This window comes from Cellvibrio sp. UBA7671, assembly GCA_002483145.1.
Lineage (GTDB): Bacteria > Pseudomonadota > Gammaproteobacteria > Pseudomonadales > Cellvibrionaceae > Cellvibrio > Cellvibrio fibrivorans.
The window spans coordinates 36,117-51,895 of sequence record DLHJ01000002.1 but is presented as its reverse complement, the minus strand read 5'-3'; the positions used below and the strand labels follow the sequence as shown (position 1 = coordinate 51,895).

Sequence of the window (15,779 nt, the reverse complement as noted above, 5' to 3'; positions counted from 1 at the left end):
AGCGATCAATGAAAAATTTATTCCGCACCATGAGTGCGTTCGAGTTTTATTAAGCGTGTTGCCAAAGCATCTAAATGGCGAAAACGTGCTGCATTTTTACGCCAGTCTTTTGTTGGAGCCAAGGGTGTGCCGGATGAATAAGAACCCGGTTCAGAAATTGAAGCAGACACCATACTCCTACCCGTAATATGCACTTTATCTGCAAGTGTTAAATGACCGGCGATAGCAACTGCACCTGCAATAGTGCAACCTGCACCAATTGTAGTGCTGCCGGCGATGGCGGTATGAGCAGCTATGGCGGTATTTTTGCCTATGCGCACATTGTGGCCAATCTGGACCTGATTATCGATAATGGCACCATCACCGATAAAAGTATCGTCAAGCGCACCGCGATCAATGCAAGTACAAGCACCAATTTCAACCTTGTTGCCAATTTGTACTCCACCTAATTGGTGGATTTTGATCCAGCCACTAGCATCAGGTGCGAAACCAAAACCATCAGCACCGATCACGCAACCGCTATGCAGCATGCAGTCAGCACCAATGCTAACACCATGATAAACACTGACATTCGCCGCAAGTCGTGTGTTAGCGCCCACAACACTATCATTACCAACATAGCTACCGGGGCCGACAACCACACCATCAGCCAAGGTTACGCCATCGCCGATGACTGCATTCGCGCCGATGGAAATGTCTTCACCCAAAAAACAATCTTCACCGATAACGGCGGTAGGATGAATGCCTGAGTATGGGGCACGGAGAAATTCAAATATTGCCGACAATCTGGCGTAAGCGACATAAGGATTCTTAATCACCAGCTTGTTACCCGCAAACTCGTCAGCAAGCTCCGCATTGATAAGCAATGCCCCAGCTTGCGTTGTAGACAAGTACTTTTTGTAGGCAGGATTAGCGATAAAACTTAAGTCTGCTGAGCCAGCAGACTGCAAAGTAGCAAGCGCGCTTATTTCGTGCTCTGCGTTACCACGCAACTCTGCACCCAGCAGTTGCGCTAATTCAGCCAATAAATAAGAACGCTTCATGTGCAGAAAGCCCGATCTTATTTGGCTTTATCAAGCAGGGCAGTTACCTTGGGAGTCAAATCATTTTCTGGTTTTGACATCATCACGGCCTTAGCGTCAACAATCATGCTGATATTTTCTGACTCGACTAATTGCTTAACAACAGCCTCCATCTTCGGACCGATCTCTTGCATGATTTGTTGCATCAAAGCTTGTTGCTCGGTCTGCAATTTTTTGCCTTGGAATTGGTAGTCCTGACCAAGACTCTGCAATTTCTTTTCGCTCTCGGCACGCTTTTCTGCACTCCAAGTCAAACCATCTTTTTGATACTCAGTTTGCAATGCTTTGATGTCTGCTTGTAAGCCTTCTAACTTTGCTTTAGCGGCAGCAAATTCTGCACTCTTTTGTAATTTTTCAAATTTAGCTTTTGCTGCGGCAGTACCCATCACTGCACCAGTTGGATCGAGCACAACCACTTTACCTTGCGCCCATGAAACAGCCGACATCAGCGACAACGCAACTACAGCAAACATTTTTTGTGTAACAGTCACGATCTATTCCTCTTGATTTGATATTAAAAAATTATTGTTAGAAAGTTTGCCCCAAGGAGAACTGGAACACTTCTGTGCGATCATATTCGTTTTCCTTGAATGGCTCGGCAATACTGAAGGTCATAGGACCAAAGCCGGAAATCCAGGTTAAACCAAAGCCCACAGATGCGTTGATACGGTCTATATCAACACCATAACAGTTGAGCTGTGTTGCGCCGCAATCTGTATCAAACACGTTGCCAGCGTCGACAAAGAATGTTGTTTGAATAGAACGTTGATCCTTGATGAAAGGTAGCGGGAATAAAATTTCTGCCCCCCCCTGAATTAGCACATTTCCACCAAAGGCACCACGGGTTCGACTGGTATAAGTACTACCCAGAACCGCATCACTGATCAATTCACCGGGATTACATATACGCACTACGCCATTTTGACCACTGGAACCAACCCCAGGCTCATCAGGGTCTTCACACAAAATGTAAGCGCCCCCCCCGACCTCACCGGTATCGCCAATATAATCACCATCACCATTTAGGTCGTCCCAAATCGTCGGCGTGCTGACAGCAGTACGTTGCGGTGAACTACGCGGGCCGAGCGTGTTGCGTTCAAAACCACGTACTGAACCAAACCCTCCAGCGTAATAATGTTCAAAGAAGGGCAATTCATCCAGATCACCATATGCTCCGGCATATCCCAAACGAGTATGTAACCGCAAAGTAAGTGATCTTGTAAGCGGTGTAAATATTTGCCCTGTGTAATCAAATTTATAATATTGCAAATCACCACCAGGCAACGACAACTCGAATGTAAGTTGTTGTGATGCTCCACGATTAGCCAACACACCGCGGTTCAGTGTTGAACGCAACCAATACATACTTACTTGTGCATCGTTAAAAGTGTCACCATAGATATCTAGAAAGCCAGGTGCATTTAGCATTTCTTCGCTATATGTCTGTGGCGTAAAAATGCCATTGGGAAAATCGATACCATTATTCAATTTTTGAACTAACTCGTAATATTGTGCTTGCGTGATGTAGCCTGTGGTTGAATTCCAAAATGGTGAACGAATAATTTCCTGCGAAGAGTAACCAGTTGGCTCTACTTCCAGACTACGCAAACCAATATCAAAGCCGATACGCTCGATATCAGAAATCGGGTAACCAAAATTCAGCTTACCACCATAAACATTAGTGCTATATGGCGTTACGTTGTACGAACCGTAGTCGCTCTTGGTGTAATACAAACTCATACCACGGCTTACACCATCTGGCGTGAAGTAAGGATCGTTGTAATTGAAGTTATAAGCAGTTTGGTAACGGTTATGACTAAAACTGAAACCCACTTGCTTACCCGTGCCAAACCAATTGTTTTGCTGAATACTGGCAGAAAATAGTAAACCTGAATATTGCGCGTAACCAACTTGCAAACCCATGCTACCGGATGGCTGCTCTTCCACTGTGTACTCGACATCAATCTGATCAGATGTGCCTGGAACTTCTTTGTTTTCTACTTTAACTTCCTTAAAGAAACCCAAACGCTCCAAGCGCACTTTTGAATTTTCGATTTGTGCGGAGTTGGCTGAACCACCCTCCATCTGGCGCATTTCACGGCGCAAGACTTCATCAACCGTTTTGGTATTGCCGCGGAAATTAATGCGATTTACATAAGCACGCTTACCTGGTTCGATAAAGAAGGTAATTTTTACCGTTTTATCAGCATCATTGCGCTCGGGCATACCTTCGACCTTGGCAAAGGTATAGCCTTCATTACCCAGACGTTTGGTGACATATTCTTCCGAGGTAGTCATGAGTATTTGCGAAAAAATTTGATCTTTGCGCATCAAAATCATGCTGCGAATAATTTGCTCGTCAATCGCAGGATCACCAGCAAGTTCTATATCGCTCACCCGGTAAATGTCACCCTCAGTGATATTCACGGTGATAAAAATTTTGGCCTTATCCGGACTCAGCGATATTTGTGATGAATCAATTTTGAAGTTCAGATAACCGCGATCCATATACCAGGACTCAAGGCGTTCCAGATCCCCTTTCATTTTTTCTTTATTGTATTTGTCATTGCCGGAGATCCACGACCACATACCTGTCGTTTTCAACTCAAACAAGTCAATCAACTCTTCTTCGGTGTAACTACTGTTGCCAACAATGTTGATTTGTTTGATACGCGAAGGGCTACCTTCATCAATTTTTACCAATACTTTGACCTGGTTGCGCGGCATATCTTCAATTTCGATATTCACGCTTGCGCCATAGCGGCCTTGGTTCACATATTCACGCTGCAATGCCTGAGTGATGCCTTCCAATGTTGCACGCTGGAAAATTTGCCCTTCAGACAAATTATTATCTTTCAAACTGTCCATCAGGTTTTCAGTTTTAATGGCCTTGTTGCCTTTCAACTCGATCTTGTTAATCGCCGGGCGCTCTTTGATCACCAATACAAGTACATCGCCATCACGCTTGATAGCAACATCGGAGAAGTAGCCGATCTTGAATAATTCGCGGGTCGCATTTTGAATATCAGCCTGGGTAAGGACGTCGCCAACACGGATAGGCATGGCACTAAAGACAGTACCTGCGGACACGCGTTGTAAACCCTCTACACGAATATCGCTTACACGAAAGGTTTGCGCCTGCACCGCAAAAGACAGGAATAGCGCTAGAAAACAGCCAATAACTCGCATCAAAACTCGCTTCATAGAATCTGTTCTAATCATAAATGAATGTTGGTCGCAGCCCGGCACAGAACTGCCAGATCAAAGCCGCATTATGTCGTTATACAGCGCCAGAATACTTAGACTGATCACCAGAAAGAGCCCAACCTGATACCCCAGCATCTGCACTCTGTCGGACACCGGTTTCCGCTTAATTACTTCAATTAAGTAATAAAATAAGTGCCCGCCATCCAGTACCGGGATAGGTAAAAGGTTAAAGACTGCCAGGAATACACTGAGCAGGGCGACAAAACCAATAAAGCTCCTCAGGCCGCTCTCGGCCGAAGAGCCCGCCACCTTAGCAATGGTTATCGGTCCACTCAAGTTTTTCGTGGAAATTTCGCCAAGAATCAATTTTTTGACTGATAAAAGAACAAATCCCGAGGTTTCCCAGGTTTTGTTGACGCCGGCCACAAAGGCACCGGAAATAGAATAGTCATAAGAACGGATCATATCTTCAGGTATGGTATAAGCTTTTACCCCAACACCTATACGCCCAAGACGCTGCCCATCCTCCTCCACCGACTCTGGAATAAGGGTTACTTGCAATATCTGCGCATCTCGCTCGAAATTGACTTGCAATGCATTACCTGGATGCTTGCGCACGTATTCAACCCAGGTTTGCCAGTCGTCGATAACCAAGTCATCGACCTTGAGAATCTTATCTCCCTCTTTAAGACCGGCTTTCTCAGCGGGGCTGGCGGTAAGAACTTCGCCAACAATAGGAGGGATTTTGGGGAGGTATAAGGTAATGCCTAAACCCTCTATCGGATTGGGGTCAGCTGCGTCACGTAACCATTCAACCAAATGTGCTTCAGATTCATAATTAAATTGCGAGTCAGGATAGGCGACCTTAAAGCTAATCTTCCCTGTTTCGCCCAGACGATTGAGTAGCGCTTTATTGAGCGCTTGCCAGGTTGGCGTTGGCTCTCCATCGACAGCGATAATTTCCTGTCCAGACTCCAACCCCGCTTGGGCTGCTACAGAACCCGGCTCGACCTTATCAATCACAGGAATTAAATCGCGCTGCCCTTGAAGCAATAAAAACCAAAACAGCAGTATCGCCAATAAAAAATTAGCTAGCGGGCCAGCCGCTACTATCGCAATACGCTGCCATACCGTTTTATTGTTAAAGGCCAAATGACGCTCTTCGGGAGCGACGTCGCCCTCGCGCTCATCCAGCATTTTGACATAGCCACCCAAAGGCAATGCAGCCAAGGCATACTCGGTACCTTGTTTATCCCGCCATGACCAAAGCACTTTGCCAAAACCAATGGAAAAACGATGCACCTTCACGCCACAGCGTCGCGCGACATAAAAATGTCCGAATTCATGGATTGAAACCAGAATTAGCAAAGCCACCAGAAAAGACACAATCGTCTGGATTAATTCCATGGATACTGCCTCGGGATAAAAGTCACCAACGCGCAATCAACTGCTGCGCCAGAGCGCGAGCTTCTGCATCTGCACTTTGGATCTGCGCTAGATTGAGTGGATCACAGGATGAAAGATGCGAAAGCACATGGTCGATCACCAAGGCTATCTGGTCAAAGCGAATTGATCGATTCAAAAATGCCGCCACTGCGATTTCATTGGCAGCATTAAGTATTGCCGGTGCAGTACCGGAAACTTCTGCAGCTTGCTGTGCCAAGCGTAAGCAGGGAAAACGCTCATAATCCGGCGCACTGAAGTCAAGCCGGGCGGTGGCGATAATATCAAGGCTGGACACACCTGATTCAATACGCTCCGGCCAAGCCAATGCATGGGCGATAGGTGTGCGCATATCGGGATTACCCAACTGCGCCAATACCGAACCGTCGATATATTCGACCATAGAGTGAATAACGCTCTGCGGATGGATTACCACTTGCACGCTCTGCGGGCGGGTATTGAATAGCCAGCAGGCTTCTATTAGCTCCAAGCCTTTGTTAAGCATAGTGGCTGAATCGACCGAAATTTTTTGCCCCATACTCCAGTTGGGATGGGCGCAGGCTTGCTCAGGTGTCACTTTGGCCAAATCGGCTATGGGTGTATTGCGGAACGGGCCGCCAGACGCCGTCAACAGGATTTTCCGCACACCACTCGATTTAAGGCCTTCAGCCAGATAATCGGTGCGATGATTGGGGAGGCATTGAAAGATGGCATTGTGCTCACTATCGATGGGCAACAGGATTGCACCATGCTCAGCGACAGCGCGGGTAAACAAGCCCCCCGCCATCACCAGGGCTTCTTTATTGGCAAGCAACACTTTTTTGCCCGCCTTAACCGCTGCCAATGTTGGTAGCAATCCAACCGCACCCACAATTGCGGCCATAACCGTATCGACTTGCTCATGCGCTACAACCGCTGCTAAAGCATCGGCACCTTGCAACACTTCGGTTGCACAATCCTGGCGGCGCAATTCGCGCTCCAACTCAAGAGCAGCAATGGGATCATTTAACACCGCATAACGAGGCTTATGAATTAAGCACTGTGTTGCCAATAGCTGCCAGCGACGATCGGCACTTAGCGCAAATACCTGATAGCGCTCCGGATGGCGAGCAATAACATCCAACGTACTGACGCCGATTGAACCAGTCGCGCCAAGGATAGTAATTTGCTGAGGTATAGCCTGCATTTAAACACCCACACCAGAGCTAAATGCGCCGCTTGCCAGCAGCGCCAACGCAAATACCGGCGCACCGGCAGTAATACCGTCTACACGATCAAGAACACCCCCGTGGCCGGGTAAAATGCTGCCACTGTCCTTTGCACCTGCATGACGCTTGACCATACTTTCCAACAAATCACCCAACACCGAGATCAAACTGGTAGGAACAATCAACACAAGCATCAATAAAAGGCTCTGATTGAAAACCTGGCTGACAATAAGAGCCAGCAGACAATTCGCTAGAAAACCGCCAGCAAATCCCTCCCAAGTTTTGCCCGGACTCACTGCCGGTGCCAACTTGTGCTTACCAAAACGGCGCCCGGCAAAATAGCCACCACTATCTGCTGCAGCGACAACGAGCATCAGCAAGAGCACCAACCAAGCGCCATTGTTTTGCTGGCGAACATAAACCAAGGCTACCCACGTAGGGATGAGTACCATCACCCCCATCGCTAACCGCAGGGCTTTGTGTCCCCAGAGCACACTACTACTGGGATAACCCTGCACGAGCAACAACGCCAATGCCCACCAACCACAACCCACGACTAATAGATCACGGATAGCCTCGTTGTTGAGCCGGGGGCTGGCCTCGCCTTCAAAACCCAAATAGCGTGAAGCAACAACCAGCAGGATCAGTAGCGCAAAAGAATAAACAAGGCGCTGCCACAGGGCGGAAAATCCAGACAAACTAGCCCATTCCCAAGCGCCAATTAATAAAACAGCACCAATAAAAAATGAAAAATAACCCGCAGGCAAACCAAATAAGGCCGCGAGGAAAATAACGGCAAGCACCAGGGCGGTAATAACACGCTGTTTAAGCATGGAGTGCCCCCGCATCAATTTGGTCACCAGTCATACCAAAACGGCGTTGGCGCTCATGGAAACTGGCAGCGGCTTTTTTCAGCTCGTTACCATCAAAATCCGGCCAGAGTTTTTCGCTGAAAAATAACTCGGCATAAGCGCACTGCCATAATAAAAAATTACTGATGCGCACTTCACCACCGGTGCGGATCAACAAATCCAGCGGTGGCAAGTCAGCGAGACAAGTGTGCTCGTGCAAGGAATATTCAGTAATCGTCGCAGGATCCAATTCACCTGCCGCAACCTGGAGTGCGAGCTTTTTTGCCGCCTCAGCAATATCCCAGCGGCCACCGTAATCGGCAGCGATGACCAAGGTGGTTTTACCACCGCGTGTCAACTCTTCTGCGGCAGCTATGGCTTTTTGGATGGAAGGACTAAAGCGCTCGCGATTGCCAATCACACGCAGCGCTACATCTTTTTTCTTGAGCGCTTTGGCTTCATTTTTGAGATACAGCAGAAACAGCGACATAAGTGCCTCCACCTCCACTGGTGGACGACGCCAATTTTCACTGCTGAATGCAAACACCGTGAGCACTTCCACACCCACTTCCTGACACGCCGCCATCACATCGCGGATACGCTCAACACCGACTTTATGGCCAGAAACTCCCGCCATACCGCGCTGTTTAGCCCAGCGATTATTGCCATCCATAATGATCGCCACATGGCGAAGACTATTGTCAGTCACGCATACTCTCCCGGCAGCAGGCTTTATCGAATAGATCGATGACCCGTTTTTGCTTTTTTGTAATCTGCTATTTATAGGTGTTGTGTAGTGGGCGAGATTGGGGTGACCGTAGACAGCGCCATCCCCAACCGGGTGATGCGGATTAAACAGCCATCAAATCCACTTCTTTCGCAGCGAGAGCCTTATCAACTTCGGCGATATATTTGTCGGTAATTTTTTGGATTTCGTCCTGTGCGCGGCGATCATCATCTTCGCCAATTGCCTTATCTTTCAGCAGCGCTTTTACATCACCCAATACATCGCGGCGCACATTGCGCACAGCAACACGGCCATTCTCTGCTTCAGCACGCGCCTGCTTGATAAAATTCTTGCGCGTTTCTTCAGTCAACATCGGCAGCGGAATACGAATCAGGCCATTGTTAGTGGACGGATTTAAACCCAAATCGGATTTCATAATCGCTTTTTCAATCGCCGGAACCAAATTGCGCTCCCAAGGGCTGATAGACAGGGTGCGTGCATCTTCGATATTAATATTGCCCACTTGCGCCAAGGGTGTTGGAGTACCGTAGTAATCAACAAGAATGCCATCCAACAAGCTTGGATGCGCACGGCCAGTGCGAATTTTATTGAAATTCAGACTGAGCACTTCAACGGCCTTTTTCATACGCGCTTCGGCGTCTTTTTTGATGTCATTAATCATGATTTGTCCTCTTCAATCAAAGTACCTTCGTTGCTACCTACAACGATATTTAGCAGTGCGCCGGTTTTATTCATACGGAATACCCGCACCGGCATGTCGTGCTCGCGGCACAAACAAATAGCCGTCAAATCCATCACACCTAATTTTTTATCCAAGACTTCGTCGTAAGAAAGACGATCGTATTTAGTTGCGGTTGGATCCTTTTTCGGATCAGCAGAGTAAACACCATCCACCTTGGTTGCCTTCAATACGATATCGGCATCGACTTCAATACCGCGCAAACAGGCGGCAGAGTCAGTAGTAAAAAAAGGGTTGCCGGTACCGGCAGAAAATATAACCACTTCACCGGAGTTCAAAAAACGCACCGCGCGGCGGCGGTCATAATGCTCAACCACACCACTCATGGGGATAGCTGACATAACACGGGACGATATATTTGAACGCTCAAGCGCATCGCGCATCGCCAAGGCATTCATCACTGTGGCCAACATGCCCATATGGTCGCCGGTAACACGATCCAAGCCAGCCGCACTGAGCGCCGCGCCACGGAATAAATTGCCACCACCGATTACCAATCCCACCTGCACACCTATGCCCACTAACTGGCCAATTTCCAAGGCCATTTTGTCGAGCACCTTGGGGTCAATCCCGAAACCCTCGGTACCCATCAGCTCTTCGCCGCTGAGTTTCAATAAAATACGCTTGTACTTTTTATCTCTTGGGCCGGACATAAATGCTCTCCAAAACAATGAGTTAGCCGCTAATACCCACCCATACTGAGGGGCCGAAAAAATCGGTGCAGTGTAACAGAAATCAGTCCCGCAGGTGGCTAGAGTTGCTCACTTTTACTGGGAATGGGGCATGGATCAGCATCTTCCAGACCATTTGCAAAATCGACATTGAAAATATCCCCTTCTAGTCAATACTTGAATCAAGCTAACTAGGCTCCAGACCAATAATGAATGATAAAAACGTTAACTCGATTTTACTCGCTGCAATCCTGATTACCGCTTTTTTGGTTATAGGGGTGCACTTTATCCCCAACAAAAAAGTGGTATTACTACCAGACAGTAGTGCGAGACTTTACTTACTGACCCTTCCCCTGCCCGATGGCACCCCCTCATCCGAGTGGACAAACGAGACCCATACTGCGTGGAAATGCAACTACCCGGAAAACTACAAAACAGATTACCTTCCCTGTGCACTCACGATAGACCTCTCCAAATCAGCCGACACAGGCATGGACCTATCCATCTACGAACATCTAGTGCTGCACTTGAACTACAGCGGAAGCGCAAATAAAGTGCGCATTGCAATTCGCAACTACAACCCCGCTTACTCCAAACCCAGCGATAACAACAGCACAAAATTTAATGCGATTCAAATCCACACCAGCGAACTCAACAAGGAAAATCGCATCGCACTACCAGCATTTGTGGCAGCAGACTGGTGGCTAAGCCAATATAATATCCCGCTGTCAGGCTCCTCACCGGAAATGGACAATGCCATGGTAATCACGGTGGATTTCGGGGAACCCATCAAACCCGGCACTCACTCTTTCTCTATTGATAAACTCGAGTTACATGGTGAATGGATCAATATTGAGTACTGGTATCTGGCTATTCTTTGCCTCTGGATGCTTGGAATACTCGTTTACGCGATTACACGCCTGATCCAGCTAAGCAAGCAAACCAAACACGACACCCAGATCATCAACAAACTCAGCAGCAGCAACGAACAACTACAAGAAGAAACCAATAAATTTCGCCGCCTATCCACGGTTGACCCACTAACGCAGATCTACAACCGGTTTGGCATCGACCAAATAGTGGCAAGCCTCGCCGGACGCGGCCACATCAAAGCACCCGATCAACCCGACTATGCACTGATGATCATCGATATAGATCACTTCAAACGCGTAAACGACCTGCGCGGGCACGATACGGGCGACCGCGTTTTACAACACGTCACCCAAATTATCCAGCAACACGTGCGCGCCGGGGATTATGTTGGGCGCTGGGGTGGCGAAGAGTTTATCGTGCTATTGCCTGGCGCCAGCAAAACCACGGCAATGGGACTCGCAGAGATTATCCGCGCCGCCATATTCAACTCACAGTGCGAAACAGATAAACCACTGTCTGTAACCGCCAGTTTTGGTGTGGGGCAACAATTGCCCGGGGAGGATTTTGCGAGCTGCTTCAAGCGCACTGATAACGCACTATACAAAGCAAAAGAGCAGGGTCGAAATTGCTGCATTTATGCAGACGAACCCATGTAGCTCAAGCAAACAAAACACTGGAGCATAAAAAACCCGCACAGGTTACCCGTGCGGGTTTTTACATGGCAAATTAGTGAAAGCTAATTACGCCTTTGAAGCAGCAACTTGTGCAGCAACTTCAGCAGCGAAGTCAACTACTGCAACTTCGATACCTTCGCCCACTTCCAGACGCACAAAATTCTTCACAGTTGCACCCGCTGCTTTAGCGAATTGGGCAACAGTTTGCTCCGGGTTCTTAACGAAAGCTTGATCAACCAAGCTAGCTTCTTTCAGGAATTTGCTGATACGGCCAACAATCATCTTCTCGACGATCTCAGCTGGTTTACCAGCCATGTCTGGTTGAGCACGGATGATTTCTTTTTCTTTCTCTACTACGTCAGCTGGCATCTGGTCAGAGCTAACCACTTGTGGGTTAACCGCAGCCACGTGCATAGCAACGTCTTTAGCAGTTTCTTCGTTGCCACCTTCCAATTGAACCAATACCGCGATGCGGTTGTTCAAATGCAAGTAACCACCAACTACGCCGCCTTCAACCAAGCTGATGCGACGAACGCTGATCTTTTCACCGATTTTCTGTACCAGTGCTTCACGCGCCGCTTCCAACTCGCCCGCCATAACAGCAGCAACGTCGGATTGCTTGGTAGTGAAAGCTTTATCCAACACAGTGTTTACGAAAGCGAGGAAGCCAGCATCGCGCGCAACGAAGTCAGTTTCAGAGTTAACTTCTACGATTACGCCGTAGCTGTTATCCGGTGCAACTTTAACCGCAACAACACCATCAGCTGCAGTACGGCCTTCTTTTTTAGCTGCTTTCAAGCCAGATACTTTACGCAGGTTTTCGATCGCCAAATCAACGTCACCATTGGCTTCGCCCAACGCTTTTTTACATTCCATCATGCCCAAACCAGTACGGTCGCGCAGTTCTTTTACCAATGCAGGAGTAACAGCTGTCATGGTTGTTTCCTCTATAGAAATGTTCGAATTCAATTTTGAAAAAAGGGGGCTAAGCCCCCTCTTCCGACAACTCTGTGCCTGCATGCAGGCTACTGGAGTTTTATGGTCGTTTGATTACTGCTTACGATTACTCAGCAGCGCCTTCGGCAGCTACGTATTCATCTTTGTTTGGAACTGAAGATGCTGATTTACCACCTTCCAGACAAGCGTCAGCAATAGCAGCAACATACAACTTGATCGCACGGATGGCGTCGTCGTTACCTGGAATTACATAGTCAACGCCTTCAGGGTTGCTGTTAGTATCAACGATACCAATAACAGGGATTCCCAACTTGTTAGCTTCTTGAATGGCAATACGCTCGTGATCAACGTCGATTACAAACATTGCATCAGGTAGACCGGCAATATTTTTGATACCGCCGATAGAACGCTCCAGCTTTTCCATATCGCGAGTACGCATCAAAGCTTCTTTTTTGGTCAGCTTGGTGAAGGTACCGTCCTGGCTTTGTGTAGTCAGTTCTGACAGACGACGGATAGACGCACGGATGGTTTTGTAGTTGGTCAACATACCACCTAACCAACGGTGGCTTACGAAAGGCTGGCCAGCACGTTCAGCCTGCTCTTTGATAATTTTTTGCGCAGCGCGCTTGGTACCAACAAACAGAATTTTTTTCTTTTGCGACGCCATTTGTTGCACCAAAGCCAAAGCTTCGTTGAATGCAGGAACGGTGTGCTCAAGGTTAATAATATGGATCTTGTTACGTGCACCGAAGATGTATTTACCCATCTTTGGGTTCCAGTAACGGGTTTGGTGACCGAAGTGGACACCGGCAGACAACATGTCGCGCATGCTTACTTGTGGCATTTTAGTATTCCTACTGGGTTAGGCCTCTATATACCCCGCTAACCAACCATCATGTCCTCCGAAGCGAGCATTGGGCACCCAGGTTTTGCGTGTCGGTATATATGTGACGTTGGTAAATTAAGTGAAAATCAAGGTTCTCGGATGGGTCGAGCAGCACTCAGCCCAAAAAGAGGCGCGCTTTATACCACAAAAAAGCTGCCAGAGAAACCAAAAACACGGTCCGAGCATGATTTTGCCAGTGTAAGGAACTGCTTAGACTCTAGGCCAACATCCTTTCAACTTGTACACTAGTCATATAAGCTCCCGAAAAATTTCATCAGAGATATCACAATGAAAGAAACCTGGCGTTGGTTTGGCCCTAAAGATACAGTCAGTCTTGAAAATATCGCCCAAGCCGGAGCCACCGGCATAGTCACTTCCCTACACCACATCCCGACTGGAGCCGTTTGGCCGATGGGGGATATCCTCGAACGCAAACGATTGATTGAGGCCGCTGGCCTTGAGTGGGCAGTTATCGAAAGCATCCCACTGCACAACGATATCAAAACCCGCACCGGCAACTTCCAGCAGTATATCGACAACTATAAAGAGTCGATCCGCAATGTCGGTGCCGCCGGTGTTTACGATGTCTGCTACAACTTTATGCCGGTTGTGGATTGGACCCGCACCAATCTCAACTACACCTTGCCCAACAATGCCCGCGCCCTGCGTTTTGAGATGAGCGATTTTGCCGCTTACGATGCCTATATATTGAAGCGCCCCGGTGCTGAACAATCCTATCGCCCCGATGTGCTCGCCAAAGCCAAAGCGCGCCTGGATGTCATGAGCGAGGAAGAAAAAGTCCTACTGGAGAAAAACATCATCGCCGGATTGCCGGGCGGTGAAGGCTCCTATGATCGCGATGGTATCCGTGCGGCTATCGACCTGTTTATCCAAATGGGTGATGAAGGCATGCGCGCGAACCTGTTTGCATTCCTGCGCGAGATTATCCCCGTTGCCGAAGAAGCCGGAGTGCGCATGTGCATCCATCCCGATGACCCGCCATTTTCGCTATTCGGTTTGCCGCGGGTAGTATCAACTGCTGATGACGCCCGCGCGCTACTCAACGCAGTCCCCAGCCCCGCCAATGGCCTGACACTGTGTGCGGGCTCTTACGGCGCGCGCTGCGACAACGATCTGGTTGCCATGGCACGGGAATTTGGCGAGCGGATTTACTTTGTGCACCTGCGCAATATCAAACGCGAAGAGGACGGCTCCTTCTTCGAGTCGGATCACCTCGATGGCGACAACGATATGGTCGGCTTGATAGATGCGCTGCTGGATGAAGAAGAGCGCCGCAAACGCAACCACATCAACCTTCCTGCAATCTCCATGCGCCCGGACCATGGTCATTTAATGGGGGATGAGATCGGCAAGCCAGGTATCAACCCAGGCTATTCCTATGCTGGCCGGATGAAAGGCCTGGCTGAATTGCGTGGAGTAATTCATACCCTGACCAGTTTGCGCGCTCGGGCAGCACAGTAATATGCGTTATGGCGGAAACGGGCGCGGTCCCCTACTCCGCCAGGCTTCATAGCTGGCTACGAGCAGTGGCTATTGCACCAATAAAGGATTGATCTTGGTCAAACCGGCATAGAATCGTTTAGAATGCGGCATCTTTTCATTCACCCGCTGAGATCGCCTGAATTCATGTCAGTTACTATCAAAACTCCGGAAGAAATAGAGAAAATGCGCATCGCCGGCCGTATGGCTGCCGAAGTGTTGGAAATGATTGGCCCGCATGTCCAGCCGGGCGTTACTACTGCCGAGTTGGATCAGCTCTGCCACGACCATATAGTGAATGTGCAAAAAGCCATTCCAGCCTGTCTTGGTTATCGCGGCTTTCCCAAATCGATTTGCACCTCTGTCAATCAAGTGGTGTGCCACGGAATCCCCTCCGATAAAAAAGTCCTTAAAACCGGTGACATCATCAACATTGATGTAACTGTGATTTATGAGGGCTACCATGGCGACACTAGCGCTATGTATTTTGTCGGCCCTCCCGCCCCGCACGCCGAGCGCTTGGTTAATATCACCCAGGAATGCATGTACAAAGCCATCAAACTGGTGAAACCAGGATGTCGCTTGGGCGATATCGGCCATGTCATCCAGCAACATGCTGAAGGCGCCTACTACTCGGTTGTACGTGAATATTGCGGGCATGGGATCGGCAAAGTATTCCATGAAGATCCACAAATCCTGCACTACGGTCGCCCTGGCACCGGCATGGAATTAAAAGAAGGCATGGCCTTTACCATCGAGCCTATGATCAACGCTGGCAAACCGCAAACCAAATTGAAAAATGACGGCTGGACAGTAGAAACAAAAGACGGCCGCCTTTCCGCGCAGTGGGAGCACACCATGGTGGTGACTAAAGACGGCGTGGAAGTATTAACCGCACGCACCGGCGAAGTTTTTTAAACGATGAGCTTGCCGGATTTTT

Annotated in this window: 14 protein-coding genes; 3 read left to right on the top strand and 11 right to left on the bottom strand. The window is 48.5% G+C overall.

Annotation, left to right across the window (positions count from 1 at the left end; genetic code table 11):
* Positions 1-17: 17 nt before the first annotated feature.
* The 9 genes from lpxD to pyrH all read right to left on the bottom strand — a co-directional run bounded on the left by lpxD (position 18) and on the right by pyrH (position 9,931).
* On the bottom strand, positions 18-1,043 hold the full coding sequence (lpxD, locus tag B4E62_RS00770; RefSeq protein ID WP_331350692.1) for a UDP-3-O-(3-hydroxymyristoyl)glucosamine N-acyltransferase: 1,026 nt from the start codon (positions 1,041-1,043) through the stop codon (positions 18-20).
* A 17-nt stretch (positions 1,044-1,060) separates the two neighbouring features.
* Complete coding sequence (locus B4E62_RS00765) at positions 1,061-1,573, bottom strand: OmpH family outer membrane protein (protein ID WP_310071654.1); 513 nt, start codon at positions 1,571-1,573, stop codon at positions 1,061-1,063.
* A gap of 37 nt (positions 1,574-1,610) precedes the next feature.
* Positions 1,611-4,271, bottom strand: a complete 2,661-nt coding sequence (gene bamA / locus B4E62_RS00760) for an outer membrane protein assembly factor BamA (RefSeq protein ID WP_414633246.1) — start codon at positions 4,269-4,271, stop codon at positions 1,611-1,613.
* A 72-nt stretch (positions 4,272-4,343) separates the two neighbouring features.
* On the bottom strand, positions 4,344-5,696 hold the full coding sequence (gene rseP, locus B4E62_RS00755) for a sigma E protease regulator RseP (protein ID WP_310071650.1): 1,353 nt from the start codon (positions 5,694-5,696) through the stop codon (positions 4,344-4,346).
* A gap of 22 nt (positions 5,697-5,718) precedes the next feature.
* Positions 5,719-6,918, bottom strand: coding sequence for a 1-deoxy-D-xylulose-5-phosphate reductoisomerase (ispC, locus tag B4E62_RS00750; RefSeq protein ID WP_310071648.1), 1,200 nt, complete (start codon positions 6,916-6,918; stop codon positions 5,719-5,721).
* Positions 6,919-7,773 (bottom strand): phosphatidate cytidylyltransferase, encoded by an 855-nt coding sequence (locus tag B4E62_RS00745; RefSeq protein WP_331350690.1) that lies wholly within the window; start codon positions 7,771-7,773, stop codon positions 6,919-6,921.
* Positions 7,766-8,500, bottom strand: a complete 735-nt coding sequence (uppS, locus tag B4E62_RS00740; protein ID WP_310071643.1) for a polyprenyl diphosphate synthase — start codon at positions 8,498-8,500, stop codon at positions 7,766-7,768. The genes B4E62_RS00745 and uppS overlap by 8 nt, the downstream gene beginning before the upstream one ends.
* A 142-nt stretch (positions 8,501-8,642) precedes the next feature.
* Positions 8,643-9,200, bottom strand: coding sequence for a ribosome recycling factor (gene frr, locus B4E62_RS00735; protein WP_310071639.1), 558 nt, complete (start codon positions 9,198-9,200; stop codon positions 8,643-8,645).
* Positions 9,197-9,931 (bottom strand): UMP kinase, encoded by a 735-nt coding sequence (gene pyrH, locus B4E62_RS00730; protein ID WP_133683125.1) that lies wholly within the window; start codon positions 9,929-9,931, stop codon positions 9,197-9,199. The genes frr and pyrH overlap by 4 nt, the downstream gene beginning before the upstream one ends.
* A gap of 227 nt (positions 9,932-10,158) precedes the next feature.
* Here pyrH and B4E62_RS00725 point away from each other — a divergent pair, with 227 nt between their 5' ends.
* Positions 10,159-11,478, top strand: a complete 1,320-nt coding sequence (locus B4E62_RS00725) for a GGDEF domain-containing protein (protein WP_331350689.1) — start codon at positions 10,159-10,161, stop codon at positions 11,476-11,478.
* An 84-nt stretch (positions 11,479-11,562) separates the two neighbouring features.
* On the opposite strand, the gene tsf is transcribed toward B4E62_RS00725, so the two are convergent.
* Together tsf and rpsB are read right to left on the bottom strand one after the other, a co-directional pair.
* Positions 11,563-12,432 carry a translation elongation factor Ts gene (gene tsf / locus B4E62_RS00720; protein ID WP_310071632.1) on the bottom strand — a complete coding sequence of 290 codons (870 nt, stop codon included), beginning with the start codon at positions 12,430-12,432 and terminating at the stop codon, positions 11,563-11,565.
* A 127-nt stretch (positions 12,433-12,559) separates the two neighbouring features.
* Complete coding sequence (rpsB, locus tag B4E62_RS00715) at positions 12,560-13,297, bottom strand: 30S ribosomal protein S2 (protein ID WP_310071629.1); 738 nt, start codon at positions 13,295-13,297, stop codon at positions 12,560-12,562.
* A 330-nt stretch (positions 13,298-13,627) separates the two neighbouring features.
* Here rpsB and uxuA point away from each other — a divergent pair, with 330 nt between their 5' ends.
* Together uxuA and map are read left to right on the top strand one after the other, a co-directional pair.
* Positions 13,628-14,821: a mannonate dehydratase gene (gene uxuA, locus B4E62_RS00710; protein ID WP_331350688.1), complete on the top strand. Its 1,194-nt coding sequence runs from the start codon at positions 13,628-13,630 to the stop codon at positions 14,819-14,821.
* A gap of 165 nt (positions 14,822-14,986) precedes the next feature.
* On the top strand, positions 14,987-15,757 hold the full coding sequence (map, locus tag B4E62_RS00705) for a type I methionyl aminopeptidase (protein ID WP_331350687.1): 771 nt from the start codon (positions 14,987-14,989) through the stop codon (positions 15,755-15,757).
* Positions 15,758-15,779 lie beyond the last annotated feature (22 nt).